The sequence below is a fragment of the Streptomyces sp. R818 genome (assembly GCF_056172735.1).
This window is the reverse complement of sequence record NZ_JAOCNE010000008.1, coordinates 99,324-124,665: the sequence shown is the minus strand read 5'-3', so window position 1 is coordinate 124,665 and position 25,342 is coordinate 99,324. Positions and strand designations below refer to the sequence as shown.

Here is a 25,342-nt window from a genome sequence, read left to right as displayed (position 1 = left end):
CGAACGCGGGGGTCTCCCGGGCAAAGCCGGCTGAGCAGGGAAACACCCCTGTGCCGCGCGCGGGGCCGCCTCGCCTTCGCGGGGGTTCCGGTGCGGCGGGGCAGGAGCAAAGGGAACAGGCCGCTGCACCAAGGCCCGCCTCCGCGTTGCCTTCTGCTCACCGGATGCTGGTCTGTGTGGCCCTTCCAGCCATGGCGATCTCCGCCGAGCACGGGCAACTGACCGGTCAAGGGCTGCAAGGCTTCTACCGGAATGGACGGCGGCTGCTGTCCCGGTGCGAGGTGCGGGTGGCGGGCCGGGAACCGATTGACGTGGAAGCCCGTATGGTCGCGGCCGACCACGCCCGCTTCGTGGGAACCGTGCGGGCTGCGCCGGACGCGGGGCCTGACCCGGACGTGCTCGTGGAACGGATCCGGCACGCCGACGGCACGGAACGCATCACGCTGCACAGTTCGGCCCCGAGGCCCTTGCGGCTTCCCCTGGAGGTGGCGCTCGGCACGGATTTGGCCGAACTCGGCGCGGTGGCCGCCGGGAATCCAGGCAGAGAGCTCCCGGCGACGGTGCACGACGCGGGGATGCGCTGGGCCACCTCCACAGGCCACATCCTGGTCACGGCACATCCGCCGCCCACGGACGCGCTGGCGTCCGCGGGGCTGCTGCGCTGGGAGTTCGAGCTGCCGCCAGGCGGCACCCGCACCGTGGAGCTGCGCGTGCACGCGGGCGGCGAACGGATGAGCAAGACCCTCGGGCGCAGCACGCTCCAACCCTTCGCAGCGGCCCAGGCACAAGGGGACGACCCGCGCGTGGAACCGCTGCTGCGCACCTGCATCGACGACCTGCGGGCGCTCCTGCTGCGAGACCCCGCGCATCCGTCGGACGTGTATGCGGCGGCGGGCGCGCCCTGGCGCTGCGGCATGGCACCCGCCGAGGCGCTGGCCACCGCCAGAATGGTGCTGCCCTTGGGAACGCGTCTGGCCGGGAGCACGTTGCGTGTCCTCGCTCGCCGGCAACAGCCGGCAGCAGGGCGGGAGTTCGGGCGGCTTCCGGGACCACTGCGACACATGGGCCCGCGACTGCCACCGAGCTGTACCGGCGTCGAGGCCACGCTCCAGTTCCCCGTGCTTCTGGCCGAGGCGCGTCGCTGGGGACTTCCCGAGCGGGAGGTGACCGAACTTCTTCCGGCGGCGGAGCGGTGCCTCCGATGGCTGCGTGCCGCCACCGGTGAAGGCCCGTACCTGCCCGATCCCGGACCGGGAGCACCCCTGCGCTGCGAGACGCAGGCCCATGCCCACCGCGCCGCCGTCCTCGGCGCCGACCTGCTCGACGCGTACGGCAGACCCGGGGCCGCGGAGTTGCGGCACTGGTCGAGTGAGCTGAGACGACGGTTCCGACAGGACTTCTGGGTGGACGACAGAACCGGCGGCAGACCAGCCGCCGCGCGGACCGCGGACGGACGCCCGATCACGCACCTGGGCAGCGGCTCCGCCCACCTTCTGGACACCGGGCTGCTCGGAGCGGGTGCCTTCGCACCGGGCCTGCTCGACAAGGTGCAGACCGAGCAGCTCGCGCGCCTGCTCGGCAGCCCCGATCTGGATTCCGGCTGGGGGCTGCGCACGCTGGGGACGAAGGAGATGTCGTACAACCCGTTCGGTCACCGGGCGGGGGCCGTCCGGGTGCAGGAGACCGCGATCGCCGTGGCCGGCCTGGCCGCCGCCGGGTACGAGAAGGAGGCATCCTCCCTGCTCGGCGGCGTCCTGGCCGCCGCGGAGACGTTCAAGTACCGGCTGCCGGAGATGTACGCGGGGGAGCAGCGCATGCGGGGCGGCGCCCCACTGCCGCACCCCGCAGCCTGCAGACCGGCCGCCGTCGCCGCTGCGGCCGGGGTACACCTTCTGGCCGCGCTCGCGGGTATCCGTCCGGACACGCCTGCCGGGACGGTGACCCTGACGCCGATGAGCAGCGCGCCGCTCGGCGAGATCGGCCTGACGGGACTCCGCGTGGCGGGCCAACCCTTCTCCGTACGGGTCAGCCGGCTCGGCCTCGCCATGGTCGAGGAGGCGGCGGACGTTCTGCAGCTGGGCGGGTGAGCCGGTCGGCCCTTGATGATCCGAAGGCTGCATGTCACCCGGACTGAGGAGCGGCCACGAAGCGGCCGACAAGCTGCTGTGAAGCGGGAAAGCAACGAGTGAAGGGAGTGTTTATCGTCAGGCAGACGACTATGATCGTCGCATGTCGCCCTACGACCCGTCGGCTTTCCCGCCCTTCGCTGTCACCGTCGACCTGGTCGTGCTCACGGTGCGCCGACACGCGCTGTGCGCGCTGGTGGTGCGCCGCGGGGAGGCACCCTTTCAGGGCCGTTGGGCGCTGCCCGGAGGGTTCGTCCGGGACGACGAGGACCTGACCGCGGCGGCCGCGCGGGAACTGGCCGAGGAGACCGGACTGTGCGCCCACGACGCGGACGCGCCCGCGCAGGACAACGGGGCACACCTGGAGCAGCTGGGGACCTACGGAGACCCGAAGCGTGACCCCCGCATGCGAGTGGTGAGCGTCGCCCATCTCGCCCTCGCGCCCGACCTGCCGGCACCTCGTGCGGGCGGGGACGCGCACAGCGCCCGCTGGGCCCCGGTCGAGGAACTGCTCAACCAGGACGGGTACGAGCGGGACGGCAGGGAGAGCGAGCTGACCGCGCCGCTCGCGTTCGACCACACGCAGATCCTGTCGGACGGCGTCGAACGGGCCCGGTCGAAGATCGAGTACTCGTCGCTCGCCACAGCGTTCTGCCCGCCGGAGTTCACGGTCGGGGAGCTCCGCCGCGTGTACGAAGCGGTCTGGGGCGTCGCCCTGGACCCGCGCAACTTCCACCGCAAGGTGACCGGGACACCCGGGTTCCTGGTGCCGACCGGGGGCACCACCACGCGCCAGGGCGGCAGACCGGCCCAGCTCTTCCGCGCGGGTGGGGCCACGTTGCTCAACCCGCCGATGCTGCGCCCGGAAGTCTGACCGAAGGGCCCTGAATCGCCTCGACTCGCGGGCCCAGTGGGGGCCTTGCGCGACTGCGCGCGTCACGCGACGCGTCCGTTGGTCAGGGCTTCGGCGCGGAACGATCACGGTCCTTTTCTGAGGTACGTCGATGGGCGATGCCTGACACCGCGTAAGGCGTGCACGACTTTGCTGCCGCCTGCGCCCATTCCTGCCCGAAAAGCCGGAATTGGCGCGTTATCTTGCTGAAGTACCCACGAGGCTCGACTGCCGCCCGAGCGGTGGACGGGCCCCGGCCGCCGGGCGGTCGCCCATCCTGTGAGAGAAGCGATGATCCAGGCCATCGGACTGACCAGCAACGTCCGCAAGGAGCGCCCGCCCGCGGTCGACGACGTGTCCTTCGACGCGCGGACGGGTCGTGTCACCGCGTTGGTCGGTGACCGGGGGGCCGGAAAGACGACCGTCGTGCGGCTGATACTCGAACTGCAACAAGGCCGTGGCATCACCTACTTCAGAGGCCGGCCACTGCACCGTCTGCCTCATCCGGCGCGCGAGGTGGGAGTTCTGCTCGGCGACGTGCCCGGCAATCCCGCCCGCACGGTCCGAGGTCACCTGCGCATGCTCTGCGCGGCGACCGGGGTGCCGGTCCAGCGCGCGGACGAAGTCCTCGAAGTCGTCGGACTGGTGAGCCTGCGCGACGAACGTCTCGGCACCTTGTCCCGCGGCATGGACCGGCGGCTCGGCCTCGCCTGCGCCCTGCTCGCGGACCCGCACACCCTGGTGCTCGACGGTCCCGCCGACGGGCTCTCGGTCCGCGAGCACACGTGGCTGCACGGCATTCTGCGCGCGCACGCGGGGCTCGGCGGCACGATCCTGTTCACCACGGACGACCCCAAGGAGGCGGCACGGACCGCGGACCGGGTCGTCACGCTCGTCGAGGGCCGCGTGGTCGCGGACCAGGACGCCATCGAGTTCGCGCGCACACGGTTGCGACCCCGGGTCGCCGTCCGCAGCCCGCACGCCGCGCGCCTGGCTGTCCTGCTGGCCAAAGAGGCACGCACTGCCAGGCGCACCGTCGAGGTGATCACCGAGGGCGGCAGCCACCTCTCCGTGTACGGCAGCAGCTGCGCGGAGGTCGGAGAGACGGCCTTCCGGCACGGCATCCTGGTCCACCAGATCGCGGACGAGACCGGTGACAGGGGTCCCACGGCGCCGCGGCCCCTACCGCCCGGCGGCACTCCGCCCCCGGCCACCGAAGAGCCGGGGCAGCCCGCCGCCGCTGCGGGAACGATCACGGCTCCAGGGCAGCCCGCCTCTGCGAAGCAGCCCTTTACCCCGGAGGGGCAGCCTGCCTCCGCGGGACAGCCCGCCGTCGCTGCGGAAACGATCACGGCTCCGGGGCAGCCCACCTCTGCGAAGCAGCCTTTCAACCCGGAGGGGCAGCCTGCCTCCGCGGGACAGCCCACCTCCGCAGGGCAGCCCGTCGCCCCAGGACACCACGCCCCTGCGGGGCAGCCCGTCGCCCCGGTACACCCCGCCCCTGCGGGGCACCGCACTGCCTCCGGGCAGACCACCAACGCGGAGCAGCAGTCCCCGCCCTCGGCACGCGAACCCCTCACCCCTACGGGCCACCGCACCGCCCTTACCGACCCGGCCGCCCCCCACTCCGTACCCCGTAACCGCGCCCTTGGCGCACCGCACTCCTCCCGCCCGGGACACGCCCTCTCCCCGCTCCCACCCCCCATCACCGTCCGCCCCGCCCGCAGCCCCCTCCGCCCGGTCCGCTACGAGCTGCGGCGGGTCACCGGTATCGCCACCGGGCACGTCACCGTCGGGCTCGTACTGGTCGTCTCCGCCGTGCTGTCCGTGCTGCTCGCCCGCGTCGGACACACGCCGCAAGCCCGCCTGCTCGCCGCCTGGCCGCAGGAACTGCCGCTGCCGCCCGCCGCACTAGGCGCAGGGCTGCTCGGCGCGTTCGCCTTCGGCGACGAGTTCCGGCACCCCGCGCTCGCGGCGGACCGCGGCACCGTCCCCCGGCGCCTGGGACTGCTCGCCGCCAAACTGCTCGTCAGCGCGGCGACCGCTGTCCTCATGGCCGGCCTGGTCGTCGGCTGCGATGCCGCGCTGCTCCACCTCGTATACGGACCGGAGCTCACGGAAGTTCCCGTCGACTGGACGGCGTTGACGGCGAGTTGGTTCGCGCTGGTCGTCGCGTGCGGCTGGGCGGGGGTCCTCGCATCCGGAGTCTTCCGGTCCACCGCGGCCGGGCTCGCGGCCGTGGTGGCCGTCCCCGTCGTCATCGTGCCGCTCGTACACAAGGCCCTCGAAGGGCCCTCTGTGCGAACGGCCGCCGGACTGCCCACCAGGCTGCGGGATCTGGCCCTAATGCATTGGCCGTTCGGCGCGGAGCGCCTCGTCGGCGGAGCCGTGCGTCTCGTCGCCCAACCCGTCGGCGGCGCAATGATGTTGTCGCTCGGTGCTCTGCTCTGCGCCTACCTGCTCACGGTGCTGCGTCCCAGACCGCGCTGACGCCACCGGTACCCGGCAACCGCCGTCCCCGCGCAGGAGACCGCAGCACCCAACGGATCGAACCCACGCCGACCACTCCACCGGGCCGAACTCCACTCCGGGCATCCCACCGGACCGGCGACCGCACCAGACAGCACACGACACACAGCACACCGCCCACCTCCAGCACCCCCACTGCACACAACTCCCCCTGTTTCGCCCACTTCTTTCCGATAAGGCGTCAATTGCAGCGAAGGGGGAGATCACCCTTTCGTGTGCTTTTCACCAAAGACCTCAAGGGAGTTGGGGCCAGAGCCGACAACTCATTCCGTGAGTACCCTTGCGCACACCATGATGACCGCCGCCCGCTCCGCCGACTCAGGCCTCGCCGGACCGGGCGAACTCGACCGCTACCCCTACACGGGATCGAACGCCGACCGCGTCGGCGCCCCCGTCTGGGACAGCCCGGACCAGGATCTCGGCCGGGTGGGCCGACGCGCCGCGGGCAGCCGGGGCCGCGGTCTGCATGGCCAACTAGTCCAGCAGTTGGGGCAGATGATCGTCTCCGGCGACCTCGGCGCGGACCGCCCGCTCGTGCCCGAGGAGATCGGCCAGCGCTTCGAGGTGTCCCGCACCGTCGTCCGCGAGTCCCTGCGCGTCCTCGAGGCCAAGGGGCTCGTCAGTGCCCGGCCGAACGTCGGCACGCGCGTGCGCCCCGTCAGCGACTGGAACCTGCTCGACCCCGACATCATCGAGTGGCGCGCCTTCGGGCCGCAGCGCGACGACCAGCGCCGTGAGCTGAGCGAGATGCGCTGGACGATCGAGCCGCTCGCCGCGCGCCTCGCCGCCGGCCACGGCCGTGAGGACGTGCAGCAGCGTCTCGTCGACATGGTCGAGATCATGGGGCACGCGCTCGCGCAGGGGGACTCGATCACGTTCTCCCGCGCCGACGCGGAGTTCCACTCGCTGCTGATCCAGCTGGCCGGGAACCGGATGCTGGAGCACCTCGCGGGCATCGTCTCCGCCGCCCTCCAGGTCTCCGGCGGGCCCGTCACCGGCTGTGACCGGCCGAACGAGGCGGCTGTCGCGCACCACGCGCGCATCGCTGACGCGCTCGCCACGGGCGACGGATCCGGTGCCGAGGCGGCCATGCGCCAGCTCCTGCTGGTCCACCCCGATGTCGAGCGCGTGGTGCCCGCGCCGCGTGAGCACTGACCCTCCGGCCCCGCGGCGGAGCGAGGAGTACGAACCTGGTGTCGCCGGACGGCGCCCGCTGTGCGCCACGCGCGCGTAGGCGGGCGCCGTCCGGCGGATCGGCCGTGTGGGTGCGTCGCTCATACACTGACCTGATCTGTCCGAATCCGTAGGTTTTTGACCGATTACGGGGTGTGACTCGGGCCACGCAGATTGGGCGTAACGCTCCACGGAGCAATGCGATGACCTAAGAGGTGACAGCCGAGGAGGGAATACAGCAGCCGTGCGAGGCGCTGTCCATCTCCCCGGCGCCCGCCCGCGCCGTCGGCCCATCCCCAAGTCGTCGGTCGTCGGCTCCGGTCCACACAGGACGGGGCCGGAAGCCGTTTTCCAACGTTCCGAGAGGTTGTTCGTGTCGGCCAGCACATCCCGTACGCTCCCGCCGGAGATCGCCGAGTCCGTCTCTGTCATGGCGCTCATTGAGCGGGGAAAGGCTGATGGCCAGATCGCAGGCGATGACGTGCGCCGTGCGTTCGAAGCCGACCAGATTCCGGCCACTCAGTGGAAGAACGTTCTGCGCAGCCTCAACCAGATCCTCGAGGAAGAGGGTGTGACGCTGATGGTCAGTGCCGCTGAGCCCAAGCGTCCCCGAAAGAGCGTCGCAGCCAAGAGTCCGGTCAAGCGCACCGCCACCAAGACCGTCGCGGCCAAGACGGTCACCCCGAAGAAGGTCGCTGCCACGACCGCTCCCGAGCCGACGGCCCCCGAGGCCGGCGCCGAGGAAGCCGAGTCGGTCAAGAAGACCGCGGCCAAGAAGACGGTCGCCAAGAAGGCCACCGCCAAGAAGACCGTCGCCAAGAAGGCCACCGCCAAGAAGACGGCCGGCAAGAAGGACGACGAGCTCCTCGAGGACGAGGCCGCCGAGGAGACCCCGGGTACCGCCAAGGCCGGCGAGGGCGAGCCCGCCGAGGAGGGCCAGGGCTTCGTCCTGTCCGACGACGACGAGGACGACGCGCCCGCCCAGCAGGTCGCGGCCGCCGGCGCCACCGCCGACCCGGTCAAGGACTACCTCAAGCAGATCGGCAAGGTCCCGCTGCTCAACGCCGAGCAGGAGGTCGAGCTCGCCAAGCGCATCGAGGCCGGTCTGTTCGCCGAGGACAAGCTGGCCAACGCCGACAAGCTCGCCCCCAAGCTCAAGCGCGAGCTGGAGATCATCGCCGAGGACGGCCGCCGAGCCAAGAACCACCTCCTGGAGGCCAACCTCCGCCTGGTGGTCTCCCTGGCCAAGCGCTACACCGGCCGCGGCATGCTCTTCCTGGACCTCATCCAGGAGGGCAACCTCGGTCTGATCCGCGCGGTCGAGAAGTTCGACTACACCAAGGGCTACAAGTTCTCCACGTACGCCACGTGGTGGATCCGCCAGGCCATCACGCGCGCGATGGCCGACCAGGCCCGCACCATCCGTATCCCGGTGCACATGGTCGAGGTCATCAACAAGCTCGCGCGCGTGCAGCGCCAGATGCTCCAGGACCTGGGCCGTGAGCCCACCCCGGAGGAGCTGGCCAAGGAGCTCGACATGACCCCCGAGAAGGTCATCGAGGTCCAGAAGTACGGTCGCGAGCCCATCTCCCTGCACACCCCGCTCGGCGAGGACGGCGACAGCGAGTTCGGTGACCTCATCGAGGACTCCGAGGCCGTGGTCCCGGCCGACGCCGTCAGCTTCACGCTCCTGCAGGAGCAGCTGCACTCCGTGCTCGACACGCTCTCCGAGCGCGAGGCGGGCGTCGTCTCCATGCGCTTCGGTCTCACCGACGGTCAGCCGAAGACCCTCGACGAGATCGGCAAGGTCTACGGCGTCACGCGCGAGCGCATCCGCCAGATCGAGTCGAAGACGATGTCGAAGCTGCGCCACCCGTCGCGCTCGCAGGTCCTGCGCGACTACCTCGACTAGTCGAGGACCGGACGGCGCCGCCGTACGGCTCTCCGAAGGCCCGGCACGTTCCCCGAGCGGGGATGTGCCGGGCCTTCGGTGTACGCGCTCTCGTGCGCGTCTCAGGAGGGTTCCTCGCGGTGCGGCGAGCGCACGGCTCAATCACTCTAGGTGTTTCATAACAACCTAGAGTGAGGAGATTGTATGCGTCGTCCATTCACCAAGGGGTTGCCCGTTCCGCTTGCCGTGCTGGTCGCAGCGGCCGTCCTGCCCCTGGCGTCGTCGGCCACGGCGGTCGCCGACGAAGTGATCATCGGCGGCAGCCCCGTCAAGACGTCCGACCATCCGTGGGTGGTGGCGCTCTCCAGCCGTGACCGGTTCGGGTCAGCGCGCTCCGGCCAGTTCTGCGGAGGTGTGGTCGTCGGCCGCTCCACGGTCGTCACTGCGGCGCACTGCATGAGCGAGGAAGTGCTCGGAGTGCCGCGCAACAGGGTCAACGACCTGAAGGTGATCGCGGGCCGGACGGACCTGCGGACGTCGGAGGGGGACGAGATCCCGCTGCGCAGCGAGTACATCAACCCCGAGTACGACTCCCGTACCAACTCCGGCGATGTGGCGGTCCTCACCCTGTCCAAACCGCTGCCCGAGGGGGACGTGCTCCCGATGGCGGCGGAGGGCGACCCGGCCTACGCGCCGTACACGGACGCGAACGTCTACGGGTGGGGCGACACGACCGGGGCCGGCGCCTACTCGGACACGCTGCGCGCCGCCCAGGTGAAGATTCTGGCGGACGACGTCTGCGAGAAGGCGTATCCCGGCACCGCGGACGGGAAGTACGTGGCGAAGACGATGCTCTGCGCCGGGGAGCTTGCGGGCGGCAAGGACGCCTGTCAGGGCGACAGTGGCGGCCCGCTGGTCGCCAAGGGCAAGCTCGTCGGCCTGGTCTCCTGGGGGAGCGGCTGCGGGCGCCCCAAGAGCCCTGGCGTCTACACCCGTGTCTCGGACGTGGTGAAGGTGATGCAGCAGCACGGCTGACACGGATACGAGGACGGGCGGCCTCCCCGGGTGGGGGGAGACCGCCCGATCACCGGCCTGGTGCCGGAGCTGGCTCGTCGTGGGTGCGAGGTGTCAGCGTTCCTCGGTCTCGGCGCTTGCCGGAACGGCGGTGAGCCGCTCCGTCTCGTCCTGTATCTCAGCGGCGATCTTCTTGAGTTCCGGCTCGAACTTGCGCCCGTGGTGGGCGCAGAAGAGCAGTTCACCACCGCTGGACAGGACGACGCGCAGGTACGCCTGGGCGCCGCAACGGTCGCAGCGGTCAGCGGCCGTCAGGGGGCTCGCGGGGGTCAGAACAGTAGTCACGTCGCCTCTTCTCTAGCTCGACGAGCTGTCGTACCAGGGTCAACATCCAACCAGGCCGAAAACGTTCCCGCTCGCGGCTTTTCCTCGAAAATTTTCTTCGAGACCGGCTGTGTGTTGCCGGGTGGCGGCGAATGTGCCGTATTGCGTCTCTTACGTGTACGGGTTCGCGCGTTCTGTCAGGTCGGTCCTCCCCGGCTGGCTTGCCGGTTGTTCAAGAGGACGTGCCCGGAGCCTAAATGGTTCATGCCTCGAAGGGAACGTGATGTGTGCGGCACTCCGTCGAAGGATCGAACAGGCATACGAGGGTGGATTAGTCTGGGCGGAGTCGAGGGTGGCGTTACAACGGCTCTACCAGGCCTCGGTACCCTCTGACGGGCGACCAGCGCCGGCCCTTTACCCACAAGGGCCCCATCTGAAATTCAGCGAGGAGCGAACCGCGTGACCGCCGACACGTCCGTGCCGTCCACAGCGTTGCTGACCGGAGCAGACCGGGACGGTTCCAACTACACCGCGCGGCACCTTCTCGTCCTCGAGGGGCTCGAAGCCGTACGCAAGCGTCCGGGCATGTACATCGGCTCGACCGACAGCCGCGGTCTGATGCACTGCCTCTGGGAGATCATCGACAACTCGGTCGACGAGGCCCTCGGCGGCTTCTGCGACCACATCGAGGTCATCCTGCACGACGACGGCTCCGTGGAGGTGCGGGACAACGGCCGCGGCATCCCCGTGGACGTCGAGCCCAAAACCGGCCTTTCCGGTGTCGAGGTCGTCATGACCAAGCTCCACGCGGGCGGCAAGTTCGGCGGTGGCTCGTACGCGGCCTCCGGCGGTCTGCACGGCGTGGGCGCCTCCGTGGTGAACGCGCTCTCCGCGCGGCTCGACGTGGAGGTGGACCGGGGCGGCCACACGCATGCCATCAGCTTCCGCCGCGGCGTCCCCGGCGCCTTCTCCAAGGCCGGACCCGACGCGCCCTTCGACCCCTCGGCCAGGCTGAGCAAGGTCAAGAAGACTCCGAAGAACCGCATGGGCACCCGTATCCGCTACTGGGCGGACCGGCAGATCTTCCTCAAGGACGCCAAGCTCTCCCTCGAGAACCTGCACCAGCGCGCCCGCCAGACCGCCTTCCTGGTCCCCGGCCTGACCATCGTCGTACGCGACGAGTACGGCCTCGGCGAGGGCGGCAGCAAGGGCGAGGAGAGCTTCCGCTTCGACGGCGGCATCAGCGAGTTCTGCGAGTACCTGGCCCACGACAAGGCGGTCAACGACGTCCTGCGCGTCACCGGCCAGGGCACCTTCAAGGAGACCGTCCCCGTGCTCGACGAGCACGGACAGATGACGCCGACCGAGGTCACCCGCGAGCTCGGCGTCGACATCGCGCTGCGCTGGGGCACCGGCTACGACACGACCATCAAGTCGTTCGTGAACATCATCGCGACGCCCAAGGGCGGCACCCACGTGAGCGGCTTCGAGCGCTCGCTCACCAAGACGATGAACGAGGTGCTGCGCACCCAGAAGCTGCTCAGGGTCGCCGAGGACGACATCATCAAGGACGACGCCCTCGAGGGCCTCACGGCCGTCGTCACGGTGCGCCTTGCGGAGCCGCAGTTCGAGGGGCAGACCAAGGAGGTCCTCGGCACGTCGGCGGCCAACCGGATCGTCGCCAACGTGCTGGCCAAGGAGCTCAAGGCGTTCCTGACCTCCACCAAGCGCGACGCCAAGGCGCAGGCCCGCGCCATCATGGAGAAGGCCGTCGCCGCGGCCCGCACGCGCATCGCGGCACGTCAGCACAAGGACGCGCAGCGCCGCAAGACGGCCCTGGAGTCCTCATCCCTGCCCGCGAAGCTCGCCGACTGCCGCAGCGACGACGTGGAGCGCAGCGAGCTCTTCATCGTCGAGGGCGACTCCGCGCTCGGCACCGCCAAGCTCGCCCGGAACTCGGAGTTCCAGGCCCTCCTGCCGATCCGCGGCAAGATCCTCAACGTTCAGAAGTCGTCCGTCTCGGACATGCTGAAGAACGCCGAGTGCGGCGCGATCATCCAGGTCATAGGGGCTGGCTCCGGCCGCACCTTCGACCTCGACACGGCGCGCTACGGAAAGATCATCCTGCTCGTCGACGCCGATGTCGACGGCGCGCACATCCGCTGCCTCCTGCTCACGCTGTTCCAGCGCTACATGCGGCCCATGGTCGAGGCCGGCCGCGTCTTCGCCGCCGTGCCGCCGCTGCACCGCATCGAACTGGTCCAGCCCAAGAAGGGCCAGGACAAGTACGTGTACACGTACTCGGACCGCGAGCTGCGGGAGACGCTGCTCGAGTTCCAGCGCAAGAACGTGCGCTACAAGGACTCGATCCAGCGGTACAAGGGTCTGGGCGAGATGGACGCCGACCAGCTGGCCGAGACCACGATGGACCCGCGCCACCGCACGCTGCGCCGGATCAACATCGGCGAGCTGGACGCCGCCGAGCAGGTCTTCGATCTGCTCATGGGCAACGACGTGGCACCGCGCAAGGAGTTCATCAGCAGCTCCGCGGCGACGCTCGACCGCTCGCGCATCGACGCGTAACCGGCCCCGCGCCACCGTGCGGCTCCACCCCGGGGTGGAGCCGCACGATCCACCCCGGGGTGGAGCCGCACGATCCACCCCGGCTCCATTTTCTGACCTGGACCGCGCGCCTGACCGCTGACCGCACATGGTGGCTGCTCCCCGCGATCCTCTCCATCAGCGCGCTGCACGACGGCGGCCACACGAACGCGCACCACGTGACGGGCTCGGTCGTCCTGCTCCTGCGCGGCCGCGGCCTGGGCCTTCTTCCGCACCGCACTCGACCACCTGCCGTGGCCCTCGCTCGGACTGGTCGCCGTACTCCTCCTGATCGCGACCGGTGCGCAACAGGCCGGTGCGTCACGCGTACAGGAACGGACTCGCGAAGCCACCGGAGGCGTCCATCACCTAATGGGGTGAAGGACTTGAGAGGAGAGTCCGGGATCTTCCCGTTCTGTCCATCCTTGGCCACGCGGCCGTAGTGGGCCGCGGACAAGGAGAGTTCGGTGGAGAAGCACGACGGGCGCGGGACGGCGCGGCCCCGGACCGGTGATCGCGGTGGCACGGGCGATCCCTGGAACGACGCGCCTGACGCGGGGTGGGGCGACTGGGACGGCACGGGCGCACCGGCGCCCTCCCTGCCCCACCAGGCCGCGCGCCGGGAGCGAAGCACGGCGGGGGTCTACCTGGAGGTGCAGCGCAGCGCCGCCTTCCAGGAGGTGCGCGGACGCTATCGGAGGTTCGTCGTCCCCGCGACAGTGATCTTCTTCGCCTGGTACCTCGCGTACGTCGTGGCCGCCACGAGCGCGCCCGCGCTGATGGCCCGGCCGGTGGCGGGAGCGGTGAACGTGGCGATGCTGGCGGGGCTCGGCCAGTTCGCCAGTACGTTCCTGCTGACGTGGCTGTACGCGCGCCATGCCCGCCTCCGCCGGGACCGCCTCGCGCTCCAACTCCGCTGGGACACGCAGGAGCTGGCCCGCGAGGCCCGCGATCGCGAGCCATCGGACGGACCCCCACGCACAAACGGTTACCCAGCCACGCACGAGTCCCCGGACACGACCAGGTCCCCACACCTGAACGGTCCAGTGGACACGCACGGTTCGGCGTGGAGCGAAGGCGGGCGACGGTGACCGGGACGCATCAGACATGGGCGCTGGTCCTGTTCAGCGCGTTCGTGGCGGTCACGCTCGCCATCACGACCTGGGTGGGGCGCAAACGGCACGGCTCGGCCGAGGAGTTCTACGCGGGCGGCCGCCTCTTCTCGCCGATGGAGAACGGTTTCGCCATCGCCGGGGACTACATGTCGGCCGCGTCGTTCCTCGGCATCTCCGGCCTCATCGCGCTCTACGGCTATGACGGGCTGCTCTACTCCGTGGGCTTCCTCGTCGCCTGGCTCGTCGTGCTCTTCCTCGTCGCCGAACTGGTGCGCAACTGCGGACGGTTCACGATGGCCGACGTCGTGGCGTCCCGGATGCGGGAGCGTCCCGTACGGATCGCGGCGGGAACTTCTTCGGTCACCGTGTCCGTTCTCTATCTGGTGGCGCAAATGGTGGGGGCGGGCAGCCTGGTCGCGCTGCTGCTCGGTGGTGAGAGCGGTGCGGCGCAGGCGTGGACCGTCGTCGGCGTGGGCGCGCTCATGGTGATCTATGTGTCGATGGGAGGGATGCGGGCCACCACGTGGATCCAGATCGTGAAGGCCGTTCTGCTCATGGGCGGGGCGATCACCTTGACCGTGCTCGTCCTGGCGCGTTTCCACGGTGACGTCGACCACCTGCTGCGCTCGGCCGCGGCGCGCAGCGGGCACGGCTCCGACTTCCTCGTGCCCGGTCTGAAGTACGGCGGGAGCTGGACCGCTCGCCTGGACTTCATCAGCCTGGGCCTCGCGCTCGTCCTGGGCACGGCGGGCCTTCCGCACATCCTGTCGCGCTTCTACACCGTGCCGACCGCGCGGGCCGCCCGCCGCTCGGTGGTGTGGTCCATCGGGCTCATCGGCAGCTTCTACCTCATGACGATCGTGCTCGGGTTCGGCGCGGCCGCGCTCGTCGGCTCCGCCGCCGTACGGGACTCGAACGCGGCGGGGAACACGGCGGTTCCGCTGCTCGCCCTCGACCTGGGCGGCGGAGCGGACTCCACGGGAGGCACCGTGCTGTTCGCGGTCGTCGCGGCGGTCGCCTTCGCCACCATCCTCGCCGTCGTCGCCGGGATCACACTCGCCTCCTCGGCGTCCGTGGCGCACGACCTGTACGCCTCGCTGCGGCGCGGGCGCGGCGGGAAGCGGCGCAGCGAGGTCGCGGTGGCGCGGGTCGCCGCGGCCGGTGTCGGCGTGGTCGCGATCGCGCTCGGGCTGCTCGCGCGCGATCTGAACGTGGCGTTCCTCGTCGGCCTGGCCTTCGCCGTCGCCGCATCCGCCAACCTGCCGGTGCTGCTGTACTCGCTGTTCTGGCGGGACTTCACGACGCGCGGGGCGGTGTGGTCGGTGTATGGCGGGCTCGTGCCGGCGCTCGCTCTCGTCGCGCTGTCACCGGTGGTCTCGAGGAGCCCGACGTCCCTGTTCCCGGGGGTCGACTTCCAGTTCTTCCCGTTGGAGAACCCGGGGCTCGTCTCCATCCCGCTCGGCTTCCTGGCCGGCTGGCTGGGCACCATGACCTCCGCCGAGCCGCCGGACGAGGCCAAGCACGCGGAGACCGAGGTGCGGTCGCTGACCGGCGCCGGGGCGGTCTGACTCCGGCCCGTCGGTATGCAGGGGCGGCCCCCTCAGCGGCCCGCGGCCCACTCGTAGCGGTGCTCGGGCCGCCCCGTGTCGCCGTACTTCAGGCTCAGCCGCACCCGCCCCGTGCGTTCGAGCAGCTTCAGGTAGCGCTGGGCGGTCTGGCGGCTGAGCCGGGTCAGGTCGGCCAGCTCCTGAGCGGAGAGCGGCCCTTCGGCGTTCATCATGGCCTTGCGCACGAGTTCGGCCGTGGTGGGGGAGTGGCCCTTCGGCAGCTCGGGCGCGGGGGTGGCCGACAGCGCGCCGAAGAGCCGGTCGACCTCCGCCTGCTCGGCCTCGCCGCCGCCGTCGAGAGTGCGGCGCAGTGCCGCGTACGCCTCCAGCTTGCCGCGCAGGCCGGCGAACGAGAACGGCTTGACGAGGTACTGCAGCGCCCCGTGTCGCATCGCCGCCTGGACGGTCGCCACGTCGCGCGCCGCCGTCACCATGATCACGTCGATCTGGTGGCCGCGCTCCCGCACGGCGCGGGCGACGTCGAGGCCCGTCTCGTCCGGCAGGTAGTGATCCAGGAGGACGAGGTCGACGGCGCGGTCCTCGATACGTTCCAGGGCCTCGGCCGCGCTGTGCGCCTTGGCGGCCACGCGGAAGCCGGGGATCTTCGCCACGTAGGCGGCGTTCACGTCGGCGACGCGCGTGTCGTCGTCCACGACCAGGACCTCGATCACCGGACCTCCTCGGCCGCGTCCGGGACGATGCCGGTCGCAGACGCACCGACGGCCTCCGCGAGCGCCTCCGGCAGGACGACGACGAACTCGGCGCCCCCCGCGGCCGACGCCGTCACCTCGGCCGTGCCGCCCTGCCGCTCGGCGAGCCGTCGTACGAGGGCGAGGCCGATGCCGCGTTTGCCGTACGCGGGCGGCTCCTTCGTGGTCCAGCCCTCCGTGAACACGGCCTCCCGCTGATCGGCCGGGATCCCCGGCCCCGTGTCGCGCACCCGCAGGACCGCCGTCGCCCCTTCCGCCCGCAGAACCACCTCCACGCGCGCGTGGCGCCCCGAGCCGGCCGTCGCGTCGACGGCGTTGTCGACCAGGTTGCCGACGATGGTGACAAGACCGCGCGGATCGACGAGCCGGTCCGGCAGCGCGGTGTCCCGCGAGATGTTCAGCGCGACCCCGCGCTCCGCGGCGACCGTCGCCTTGCCCACCAGCAAGGCGGCGAGCAGCGGGTCCTGGATCTTCTCGGTGATCTGCTCCGCGGTGACCCGGTGCGCGCCCGCGACCTCGCCGACGAACTCCGCCGCCTCCTCGTACATCTCCAGCTCGAGGAGGCCGAGGAGGGTGTGCATCCGGTTGGCGTGTTCGTGGTCCTGGGCGCGCAGGGCGTCGATGAGCCCGCGCGTGGAGTCGAGTTCGCGGCCGAGCTGCTCCAGCTCCGTGCGGTCGCGCAGGGTCGCGACGGCGCCGCCGTCGTCGGTGGGCATGCGGTTGGCGACCAGGACGCGTTGACCGCGCACCGTCAGCAGGTCGGTGCCGGAGACGTGGCCCGCGAGCACGTCCGTCGTACGCCCCGGACCCAGGGCGTCCTCCAGGAGCTGCCCGATGGCCTCGGCGCCGAGGCCGAGGAGACGCTGCGCCTCGTCGTTCAGGAGCCGGATCCGTCCGGCGCGGTCCAGCGCGACGACGCCCTCGCGGATGCCGTGCAGCATCGCCTCGCGCTCGGCCAGGAGCGCTGAGATGTCGGAGAACGCCAGGTCACGGGTCTGCCGCTGCACACGCCGCGAGATCAGGTAGGCGGCGAGCGCGCCCACGGCCAACGCCCCTCCCGCGTACGCGAACAGCCCCGGGATCGCGTGGATCAGGCGGGCGCGGACGCTGTCGTACTCGATGCCGACCGACACCGCGCCCACGATGGCCCCGTCAGCGCCCCTCAAGGGCACTTTGCCGCGCGCGGAGCGCCCGAGGGTACCGTCGTCGATCTCCATCACGTCGCGGCCCGCGAGAGCGTCGCTGGGATCCGTCGAGACGACCCGGCCGATCTGAGCGCGGTCGGTGTGCGACCAGCGCACCCCCTCCTTGTTCATGATCACGACGTACTCCGCGCCGCTGGCCCGCCTGATCCGCTCCGCCTCGGCCTGCACGGGGCCGCGCACCGTAGGCCGTGAGGACCGCAGGTCGGCGGCGATCTGCGGCTGCGCGGCCGTGGTCTGCGCGATGGCGAGGGCGCGCCGCATCGCCTGGTCGTCGAGCTGCTCGCTCAACGGGGCGAGGAACAGCCCGGTCGCCAGCACCGCCACCCCGGCGGCGATCGCCACCTGCATCAGCAGTACCTGCGCGAACACGCGCCTCGGCAGACCGAGACGCAGGCGGCGGGCGGGGGAGGTCGGGCTCATGGTGACGAACGGTACGGGTCCCTCCGCCCCCGTTCGTAGCCCTTGTGGCGCGGATCTCGTACGACGATGGCGACGCTCAGGGCGCTCACGCGCGCGGGCCGACACCCCTTTAGGTCACTCCTCGGCCTGCCCGGGCGGTGCCGGCAAGGGCTGCGGCGGGCGCGGACCCACGTAGTGGCCGGTGGGCCGCATCCGCAACGGGCGCTCCTTGTACTCCTCCAGGGCGTGCGCGATCCAGCCCGCCGTGCGGGCCACGGCGAAGATCGTCTCCCCGGCCTCGGGCGGCATCCCGTACGTGGCGGTGAGGGCGGCGAGGGCCAGGTCCACATTGGCGTGCAGGTCCGTGTGGCGGGCGGTCGTCGCCACGACGTCGCGGGCCGCCGCCAGCGCGGAGTGCGCGGCGGGGAGGTCCTCCAGGGCGGCGAACAGCGCCCGCGCGCGTGGGTCCTCGCCCTTGTAGAGGCGATGGCCGAGCCCCGGCACACGGCGACCCGCCCGCAGCTCGTCCGCGACCACCGGGCCGGCGCTGCCGCGCTCCAGGACGTCGAGGAGCATCCGGTGGGCAAGGCCGCTGGCCGCGCCGTGCAAGGGGCTCTCCAGGACGCCCAGGCCCGCGGAGACGGCGGCGTACGGGTGTGCCCTGGCCGACGCGGCGACACGGACCGCCAGCGTGGAGGCGGCCAGGTCATGGTCGACGAGCAGGGCGAGGGCCAGGTCCAGGACGCGCAGCGCCGCCTCGTCGGGTTGCTGGTAGGACAGACGGCCCCACAGGCGCTGCGCGATCGGTTCGCCGTCCGCGTACGTGTCCCGTTGCAGGGGCTGCGCCGCCGCGAGCGTCGGGATGAGGGAGCGTGCGGCACCGAGGACGGACTGATCGGACAGGTCGTAGCGCATGGGGTCGGCGGTGGCGGCGGCGACCGCCGCCACCCGCAACCGGTCCACCGGGCTGCTGTGGTCCGGCAGGCCGTGCACCGCGCGGCGTGCCGCCGCCAGCGACTCCTTGGAGGCGGTGAACCGTGCGCCGGGCCGCAGGGTGCCCGTCCACAGCCACTCCGCGACTTCCTCGTACGAGTGACGGGCCGCCAGCTCCGCCGCGTCGACCCCCCGGAAGAAGTACCGGTCCGCGTCGATGAGCGTGATCCGGGTGCGTACGGACAGTTCGTCGGGGCTCGAACCCGCCGCGCCCTCACGCCTGTTGCGGCGGGCGAGGGCCTCGACCTCGGCGGCGTCGAAGGTGCTGCCGCGTCTGCCCTGGCCGCGTCGGCTGGTCAGCTGCCCGCGGCTCACATACGCGTACACCGTCTCGGGCTTCACGCCGAGCAGTTCGGCGGCCTCCTGAGTGCTCAGTCGGCGGGTGGCTTGGTGGGCCGGTGCGGGTTCGTGATCCCTCATGCGCGTCACCGTATCCGTCTCGCTTCGTATTGATTCAATCAATATTGACAGAGATCCAGTCAAGCATGGACAGTCGAATCAAGTTCAGGGAGGAATCATGCCGATCAACCGGACCCCGGTCGCCCCCGCAGCCACCGCTGCCGCCACCACGGCCGCCCCTGTCGTCGACGTACCGCGCGGGCTGGCGGGCGTCGTCGTCACCGACACCGCACTCGGTGACGTCAGGGGACAGGAAGGCTTCTACCACTACCGCCAGTACTCGGCCGTCGAACTCGCGCGGACCCGTGGCTTCGAGGACGTCTGGCACCTGATGGTCCACGGCGAACTGCCGGACGCTGCACGGTCGGCGGCCTTCGCGCGCGAGACCGCGGAGTTGCGCGCCCTGCCCGACGAGGTGCGGGCCGCGCTTCCCGCCATCGCCCGGGCCGGCGCCGTCTCCGGGCCGCTGGCCGGGCTGCGGACGGCCCTCTCGCTGTTCGGTGCCTCGCAGGGCTTCCGGCCCGTCTACGACATCGACGCCGACCGGCGCAGGGCGGACACCCTCGCCGCGGCGGCGGTCGTCCCCACGGTCCTCACCGCCCTGCACCGGCTCGGCGAAGGCCTCGACCCGGTGGAGCCCAGGGTCGATCTGCCGTACGCGGCCAACTACCTGTACATGCTGACGGGCGCGGAGCCGGACCCCGCCCATGCGCGGGCCGTCGAGCAGTACCTCATTTCAACCATTGATCATGGTTTCAACGCGTCGACCTTCACGTCGCGCGTGATCACCTCCACCGGAGCCGATGTCGTCGCCTGTCTCGTCGGTGCGGTGGGCGCCCTGTCGGGCCCCTTGCACGGCGGAGCGCCCAGCCGCGCGCTAGACACCCTGGACGCGATCGGCACCCCGGACCGCATCGATCCCTGGATCCGCGAGCGCGTCCTGGCCGGCGACCGGATCATGGGGTTCGGGCACCCGGTCTACCGCACGGAGGACCCGCGCTCGCGGATGCTGCGCGGTATCGCCGAGGGGTTCGGCGGCCCGCTGGTGGAGTTCGCCGTCGAGGTCGAGCGCCAGGTCGAGGCCATCCTGGCGGAGCTGAAGCCCGGCCGTGAGCTGCACACGAACGTGGAGTTCTACGCGGGCGTGGTCATGGAGCTGTGCGGGCTGCCGCGCACGATGTTCACGCCGACGTTCGCCGCGGCGCGCGTGGTCGGCTGGAGCGCCAACATCCTGGAGCAGGCCGAGGATTCGAAGATCATCCGCCCGGCGGCGCGGTATGTGGGCGCGGAGCCGCCGGTGGCCGTGCCCGCACTTCGCTGAGGCTGCGGCTGACTGCGGCTGAGGTGGGGACTGAATCCGAGGTGCAGGACGGCCGCCGACGTGAGCACCGTCGGCGGCCGTCCTGGTTGCGGTCCGCAAGGGACCGCGAGCGAGCGGAAGGGATCCGTCAGGCGTCGGGGATGTCGCTCTTGGCGCGGAGCAGGGTCTCCCGGTTCACGATCACGATGCGCTCGTAGTCGGCGACCCCCGCGTCCGCCGGGAGTTCCTTCTTGAGCTCGGCGGTGGCCTCCGTGCCGATCACGGCGAAGTTCCCGTCGCTGAGTTCGAAGACATCGGGGCAGGTGGCGCCGGAGGCGCTTCCGCGAGCGCTCGGGGGCACCCCGATGCGACGTACGATTTTCAAGGGGACCGGTTCCTTCTGGGAAGAGCGATGTTACGGCGACACAGTAATGGGCCGAACGACGCTGGATGGTACCGATACCCCTTCGTGCAACGGGAGTTGACCGAAAATTTCACTGAGACGGGTGAGTGTCGGAAGGGTCGGCGGGAGCCTGGGCGAGCGGCTGTTTCAGAGGGGCGGTGGTTCGCCCACGACCCACCACTCGTCCGTGTCCGCCTCGTCCCGCTCCTGAAGGAGCGTTTCAGCGATGTGCCCGACCTCCGCTTCCGTGGAGTTCGGGTCGAGCGAGGCCCGGTGGGGGCGTGTGGCCTCCCAGTACTCCCTGATGTACGCGCTCTGGAAGAGTTCGCGCAGATGTCCCCGGAGCTGGCGCCGGTCCAGGAGCCCCGCCTCGTAGAGGTGGAAGGCGTTGACGTACCAGAGGTTGGCGTAGAGGTACTGGCGCCGTCGCTCCGGTGAGAGGTCCTGGCCGTAGCCGTCGATCACGACGGCCAGGGAGGGGTCGTCGATGGCCTTGCTCAGGAGCTCCCAGTGCATGTGCTGCTGATGGGCGCGGGCCAGCCGTCGCCGTTCCGTGGCCGCCCCCGCGCGGCCGGGACCGTACTGGTGCCACAGATGTGCCGTGGTGGTGCCTGCGAGCGCACCGGTGATCATTGCGGCGACCAATGGTCGCCACATCCTCAAACTCTGTGTGGCCATGTCAACCCCCGATTCAGGCGACCGCCCGCCGGTCGCCGGACGCGGGTCGACGGGCTTGCGGACCGGCGAGCAAGGCGATGGGCGGCGCGCTTGCCGTCTCCCAAGGGTGCCGAGCGGCTCTGATCGGCAGGGAGGCGGAGAGGAGGCGCACGGAAGCATGCTGGGTCGCGGAAACCGTCGCCATATCGAACGTCTGCCCAGTGCGGGCGCTAACAATCGTTCACTTCGCGGCAGTTCCGCGATGCCTGGGGTTCAGTGCCGCCTGCCTGGGGTCCCGTGCCGCCGTGCCCGAGATCCGGACGGTGCCGCGCCTAAGGTGGATCGGCACGATATCCGTACGAGAGCTGGAGAGAGCACGTTGAGCAAGGCGAGCAACCCGGGCCACGCGAGCCGGCAGATCCCCGTCGTCGTCCTCGCGGGGTTCCTCGGGTCGGGGAAGACCACGCTGCTCAATCACCTGCTGCACCACAGCGGTGGCTCGCGGATCGGCGCGATCGTCAATGACTTCGGGGCGATCGAGATCGACGCCATGGCCGTGGCGGGCCAGCTCGGCGACTCGACGGTCTCGCTCGGCAACGGGTGCCTGTGCTGTGCCGTGGACGCCGGTGAACTTGATGTGTATCTGGACAAGTTGACTCGGCCCGTCAATGACGGTCATGAGATGGACGTCATCGTGATCGAGGCGAGCGGCATCGCGGAACCGCAAGAGCTGGTGCGCATGGTGCTCGCCAGTGAGAACCCGCGCATCGTGTACGGCGGGCTGATCGAGGTCGTGGACGCGGCCGAGTTCGACGCGACCCGGGAGAGGCACCCCGAGGTGGAGCGGCATCTGGGGATCGCGGACCTCGTCGTCGTCAACAAGGCCGACCGGGTCGCGGACGCGGAACGGGGGCGTGTCCTGACCACCGTGCGCGGGGCGGCCGGGCCCGCCGCCGTCGTCTGCGCCTCGTACGGGCGCGTCGACCCCGAGCTGCTCTTCGACTGCCGTCCCGCGACGGAGCGCATCGGGCAGCTCTCCTTCGACGACCTGCACCGCCACGACGAGAGCGACAGCGGAGGCCACGGCGGAAGCCTCAGCGGCGGCGAGGCGCACGCCGCGCACCTGCACTCCGCTTACGACAGCCTCGCCTTCACCTCCGACGTGCCCATGAACCCGCGCCGCCTGATGGACTTCCTCGACGGACGCCCCGAGGGGCTCTACCGCATCAAGGGCTACGTCGATTTCGGCGCCGCCGACCCGGCCAACCGGTACGCCGTGCACGCCGTCGGGCGGTTCCTGCGGTTCTACCCGGAGCCCTGGCCCGTCGGCGACGAGCCCGACGGCGAGCCGCACCTCACCCAGCTCGTCCTCATCGGGACCGGGATCGACACCCAGGCGCTCCGCGAGCAGCTCGACGACGCCAAGAAGGACGACGCCAAGGACACGGACACCGCCGAGCACACGGGAAACGCCCCGCACACCGTCGACGAGCACGGCATGTGGGGCGTTCTCCGCTACGTGCAGGACAAGGGCGAGGACCCCGGCGACGACCCGCGCGAGGCCGACGCCGAGAGGATCTAGACCGGCCCCGCCACCGCCGCGACCGTCTTCGGCAGCGAGATCCCCGAACCGTCGCGGCGCGGGTCCATCTCGGTCAGCTCGGCCGGCATCCCGTTCTTCTGCGCCGCGCGCGCGGGCGCCGGGCCCGCCCAGGCGAGGCTCAGGCAGTCCTCGCCCTTCAGGAAGCGCTGGCAGCGCACGCCGCCGGTCGCGCGGCCCTTGCGCGGGTACTGGTCGAACGGGGTGAGCTTGGCCGTCGTCTGCACCGAGTCGTCGAGCGTGCCGCGCGAGCCCGCCACCGTGAAGACCACCGCGTCGGCCGCCGGGTCGACCGCGGTGAACGAGATGACCTTCGCGCCGGTCGCCAGCTTGACGCCGGCCATGCCGCCCGCGGGACGGCCCTGCGGACGCACCATGGAGGCCTGGTAGCGCAGCAGTTGCGCGTCGTCGGTGATGAAGACCAGGTCCTCCTCGCCGGTCCGCAGCTCGACCGCGCCGACGATGCGGTCACCGTCCTTGAGGGTGATGACCTCCAGCTCGTCCTTGTTGCTCGGGTAGTCCGGCGTCACGCGCTTCACGACGCCTTGTTCGGTGCCGAGGGCGATGCCGGGCGACGACTCGTCGAGCGTCGTCAGGCAGACGACCTTCTCGTCCGCGCCGAGGGTGGAGAGGAACTCGGAGATCGGGGCCCCGCCGGACAGGTTCGGCGCGGCCGCCGTGTCCGGGAGCTGCGGCAGGTCGATGACGTTCAGACGCAGCAGCCGGCCGGCGGAGGTGACCGCGCCGATCTCACCGCGGGCCGTCGCCGGTACCGCGGAGACGATCACGTCGTGCTTGGTGCGTTTGCCGTTCTCGTCCGCGGCGAACGGTTCGCCGTTGGCCGTACGGGCGAGGAGGCCGGTCGAGGAGAGCAGGACGCGGCACGGGTCGTCGGCCACCTGGAGCGGGACGGTGGCCACGGCCGGGCCCGACGACTCGAGCAGCACGGTGCGCCGGTCGGTGCCGAACTTCTTGGCTACGGCCGCCAGTTCCGAGGAGACGAGCTTGCGCAGCTCGGCGTCGGAGTCGAGGATGCCGGTCAGCTCGTCGATCTCGCCGTTCAGCTTGTCGCGCTCGGACTCCAGCTCGATGCGGTCGAACTTGGTGAGGCGGCGCAGCGGCGTGTCCAGGATGTACTGCGTCTGGATCTCGCTCAGACCGAAACGGCCGATGAGCCGCTCCTTGGCCTGCGCGCTGTTGTCGCTGGAGCGGATGAGGCGGATGACCTCGTCGATGTCGAGCAGCGCGACGAGGAGGCCCTCGACGAGGTGCAGCCGGTCCCGCTTCTTGGTGCGGCGGAACTCGCTGCGGCGGCGCACGACCTCGAAGCGGTGGTCCAGGTAGACCTCAAGGAGTTCCTTGAGGCCGAGGGTGAGCGGCTGGCCGTCCACGAGGGCCACATTGTTGATGCCGAAGGACTCCTCCATCGGCGTCAGCTTGTAGAGCTGCTCCAGGACGGCCTCCGGGACGAAGCCGTTCTTGATCTCGATGACCAGGCGCAGGCCGTGCTCGCGGTCGGTGAGGTCCTTGACGTCGGCGATGCCCTGGAGCTTCTTGTTGCCGACGAGCTCCTTGATTTTCGCGACGACCTTCTCGGGGCCCACCGCGAAGGGCAGTTCGGTGACGACGAGGCCCTTGCGGCGCGCCGTCACCGTGTCCACGGCGACCGTGGCCCGGATCTTGAAGGTGCCGCGCCCCGACTCGTAGGCGTCCTTGATGCCGGACAGGCCGACGATCCGGCCGCCCGTGGGCAGGTCGGGTCCCGGCACGTACTTCATGAGCGTCTCGAGGTCGGCGCCCGGGTGCTTGATCAAGTGCCGGGCGGCGGCGATCACTTCGCCCAGGTTGTGCGGCGCCATGTTCGTCGCCATGCCGACCGCGATGCCCGATGCCCCGTTCACCAGCAGGTTCGGGTACGCCGCCGGGAGGACGAGGGGCTCCTGCTCCTGCCCGTCGTAGTTCGGGGCGAAGTCGACCGTGTTCTCCTCGATCGACTCCGTCATCAGGTCGGCGGCCGGGTCCATGCGGCACTCGGTGTACCGCATGGCGGCCGGACGGTCGTCGTTGCCCAGTGAACCGAAGTTCCCGTGCCCGTCGACCAGGGGGACGCGCATGGAGAACGGCTGGGCGAGGCGCACCAGGGCGTCGTAGATCGACGCGTCGCCATGGGGGTGCAACTTACCCATGACCTCGCCGACGACGCGGGCGCACTTCACATAGCCGCGTTCGGGGCGCAGGCCCATCTCGTTCATCTGGTAGACGATCCGACGGTGGACGGGCTTCATCCCGTCGCGGGCGTCGGGCAGGGCGCGCGAGTAGATGACCGAGTACGCGTACTCCAGGTAGGAGCCCTGCATTTCGTCGACCACGTCGATGTCGAGGATCCTCTCCTCGAAATCGTCGG

General features: G+C 70.8%; 17 protein-coding genes and 1 pseudogene. 11 read left to right on the top strand and 7 right to left on the bottom strand.

What is annotated here, in order from left to right; translation table 11 throughout:
- Positions 1-164: 164 nt before the first annotated feature.
- The 6 genes from N5I75_RS22800 to N5I75_RS22775 all read left to right on the top strand — a co-directional run bounded on the left by N5I75_RS22800 (position 165) and on the right by N5I75_RS22775 (position 9,646).
- Positions 165-2,087: a glycogen debranching N-terminal domain-containing protein gene (locus tag N5I75_RS22800; RefSeq protein WP_476680010.1), complete on the top strand. Its 1,923-nt coding sequence runs from the start codon at positions 165-167 to the stop codon at positions 2,085-2,087.
- Between the two features lie 142 nt (positions 2,088-2,229).
- Positions 2,230-3,000, top strand: coding sequence for an NUDIX hydrolase (locus N5I75_RS22795; RefSeq protein WP_476680008.1), 771 nt, complete (start codon positions 2,230-2,232; stop codon positions 2,998-3,000).
- Positions 3,001-3,309: 309 nt separating this feature from the next.
- The gene (locus N5I75_RS22790) at positions 3,310-5,508 is read left to right on the top strand and encodes an ABC transporter ATP-binding protein (RefSeq protein WP_476680006.1); all 2,199 of its coding nucleotides are present in this window, start codon (positions 3,310-3,312) and stop codon (positions 5,506-5,508) included.
- 309 nt (positions 5,509-5,817) lie between these two features.
- The gene (locus tag N5I75_RS22785) at positions 5,818-6,702 is read left to right on the top strand and encodes a FadR/GntR family transcriptional regulator (protein ID WP_476680004.1); all 885 of its coding nucleotides are present in this window, start codon (positions 5,818-5,820) and stop codon (positions 6,700-6,702) included.
- Positions 6,703-7,087: 385 nt separating this feature from the next.
- Positions 7,088-8,632, top strand: coding sequence for an RNA polymerase sigma factor (locus N5I75_RS22780; RefSeq protein WP_476680002.1), 1,545 nt, complete (start codon positions 7,088-7,090; stop codon positions 8,630-8,632).
- Positions 8,633-8,815: 183 nt separating this feature from the next.
- Complete coding sequence (locus N5I75_RS22775; RefSeq protein ID WP_476680000.1) at positions 8,816-9,646, top strand: serine protease; 831 nt, start codon at positions 8,816-8,818, stop codon at positions 9,644-9,646.
- Between the two features lie 93 nt (positions 9,647-9,739).
- On the opposite strand, the gene N5I75_RS22770 is transcribed toward N5I75_RS22775, so the two are convergent.
- Complete coding sequence (locus tag N5I75_RS22770; protein ID WP_361077104.1) at positions 9,740-9,970, bottom strand: DUF7455 domain-containing protein; 231 nt, start codon at positions 9,968-9,970, stop codon at positions 9,740-9,742.
- A 438-nt stretch (positions 9,971-10,408) separates the two neighbouring features.
- On the opposite strand from N5I75_RS22770, the gene N5I75_RS22765 reads away from it, so the two are divergent.
- From N5I75_RS22765 to N5I75_RS22755, 3 genes and pseudogenes are all read left to right on the top strand, one after another.
- The gene (locus N5I75_RS22765) at positions 10,409-12,532 is read left to right on the top strand and encodes a DNA gyrase/topoisomerase IV subunit B (RefSeq protein ID WP_476679998.1); all 2,124 of its coding nucleotides are present in this window, start codon (positions 10,409-10,411) and stop codon (positions 12,530-12,532) included.
- A 485-nt stretch (positions 12,533-13,017) separates the two neighbouring features.
- A pseudogene (locus N5I75_RS22760) lies at positions 13,018-13,500 on the top strand (DUF485 domain-containing protein); the annotation flags it as partial.
- Between the two features lie 137 nt (positions 13,501-13,637).
- Positions 13,638-15,233, top strand: coding sequence for a solute symporter family protein (locus tag N5I75_RS22755; protein WP_476679996.1), 1,596 nt, complete (start codon positions 13,638-13,640; stop codon positions 15,231-15,233).
- 32 nt (positions 15,234-15,265) lie between these two features.
- Here N5I75_RS22755 and N5I75_RS22750 read toward each other — a convergent pair whose 3' ends face one another.
- The 3 genes from N5I75_RS22750 to N5I75_RS22740 form a co-directional block, all read right to left on the bottom strand.
- On the bottom strand, positions 15,266-15,943 hold the full coding sequence (locus N5I75_RS22750) for a response regulator (RefSeq protein WP_476679994.1): 678 nt from the start codon (positions 15,941-15,943) through the stop codon (positions 15,266-15,268).
- Positions 15,940-17,607, bottom strand: coding sequence for a sensor histidine kinase (locus N5I75_RS22745; RefSeq protein ID WP_476679992.1), 1,668 nt, complete (start codon positions 17,605-17,607; stop codon positions 15,940-15,942). The genes N5I75_RS22750 and N5I75_RS22745 overlap by 4 nt, the downstream gene beginning before the upstream one ends.
- A 114-nt stretch (positions 17,608-17,721) precedes the next feature.
- A complete protein-coding gene (locus N5I75_RS22740; RefSeq protein ID WP_476679990.1) occupies positions 17,722-18,999 on the bottom strand; it encodes a citrate synthase in 1,278 nt (425 codons plus the stop codon).
- A gap of 97 nt (positions 19,000-19,096) precedes the next feature.
- On the opposite strand from N5I75_RS22740, the gene N5I75_RS22735 reads away from it, so the two are divergent.
- Complete coding sequence (locus N5I75_RS22735) at positions 19,097-20,299, top strand: citrate synthase/methylcitrate synthase (protein ID WP_476679988.1); 1,203 nt, start codon at positions 19,097-19,099, stop codon at positions 20,297-20,299.
- Positions 20,300-20,426: 127 nt separating this feature from the next.
- Here N5I75_RS22735 and N5I75_RS22730 read toward each other — a convergent pair whose 3' ends face one another.
- Entirely contained in the window at positions 20,427-20,663 is a 237-nt protein-coding gene (locus N5I75_RS22730; RefSeq protein ID WP_324769141.1) for a hypothetical protein, read from the bottom strand.
- Positions 20,664-20,828: 165 nt separating this feature from the next.
- Entirely contained in the window at positions 20,829-21,338 is a 510-nt protein-coding gene (locus N5I75_RS22725; RefSeq protein ID WP_476679986.1) for a DUF6082 family protein, read from the bottom strand.
- A gap of 379 nt (positions 21,339-21,717) precedes the next feature.
- Here N5I75_RS22725 and N5I75_RS22720 point away from each other — a divergent pair, with 379 nt between their 5' ends.
- Positions 21,718-22,920: a CobW family GTP-binding protein gene (locus N5I75_RS22720; RefSeq protein ID WP_476679984.1), complete on the top strand. Its 1,203-nt coding sequence runs from the start codon at positions 21,718-21,720 to the stop codon at positions 22,918-22,920.
- Here the strand turns inward: N5I75_RS22720 and N5I75_RS22715 are convergent.
- Positions 22,917-25,342, bottom strand: a 2,426-nt coding sequence (locus N5I75_RS22715; protein WP_476679982.1) for a DNA gyrase/topoisomerase IV subunit A, incomplete at its 5' end; no start/stop codon positions are given. The genes N5I75_RS22720 and N5I75_RS22715 overlap by 4 nt on opposite strands.

Excerpts from the sequence above, each read along its gene's own strand:
- N5I75_RS22800 (WP_476680010.1), top strand. The coding sequence starts at position 165 with ATGCTGGTCTGTGTGGCCCTTCCAGCCATGGCGATCTCCGCCGAGCAC.
- N5I75_RS22795 (WP_476680008.1), top strand. The coding sequence starts at position 2,230 with ATGTCGCCCTACGACCCGTCGGCTTTCCCGCCCTTCGCTGTCACCGTC.
- N5I75_RS22790 (WP_476680006.1), top strand. The coding sequence starts at position 3,310 with ATGATCCAGGCCATCGGACTGACCAGCAACGTCCGCAAGGAGCGCCCG.
- N5I75_RS22775 (WP_476680000.1), top strand. The coding sequence starts at position 8,816 with ATGCGTCGTCCATTCACCAAGGGGTTGCCCGTTCCGCTTGCCGTGCTG.
- N5I75_RS22745 (WP_476679992.1), bottom strand. The coding sequence starts at position 17,607 with ATGAGCCCGACCTCCCCCGCCCGCCGCCTGCGTCTCGGTCTGCCGAGG.
- N5I75_RS22740 (WP_476679990.1), bottom strand. The coding sequence starts at position 18,999 with ATGAGGGATCACGAACCCGCACCGGCCCACCAAGCCACCCGCCGACTG.
- N5I75_RS22735 (WP_476679988.1), top strand. The coding sequence starts at position 19,097 with ATGCCGATCAACCGGACCCCGGTCGCCCCCGCAGCCACCGCTGCCGCC.
- N5I75_RS22725 (WP_476679986.1), bottom strand. The coding sequence starts at position 21,338 with ATGTGGCGACCATTGGTCGCCGCAATGATCACCGGTGCGCTCGCAGGC.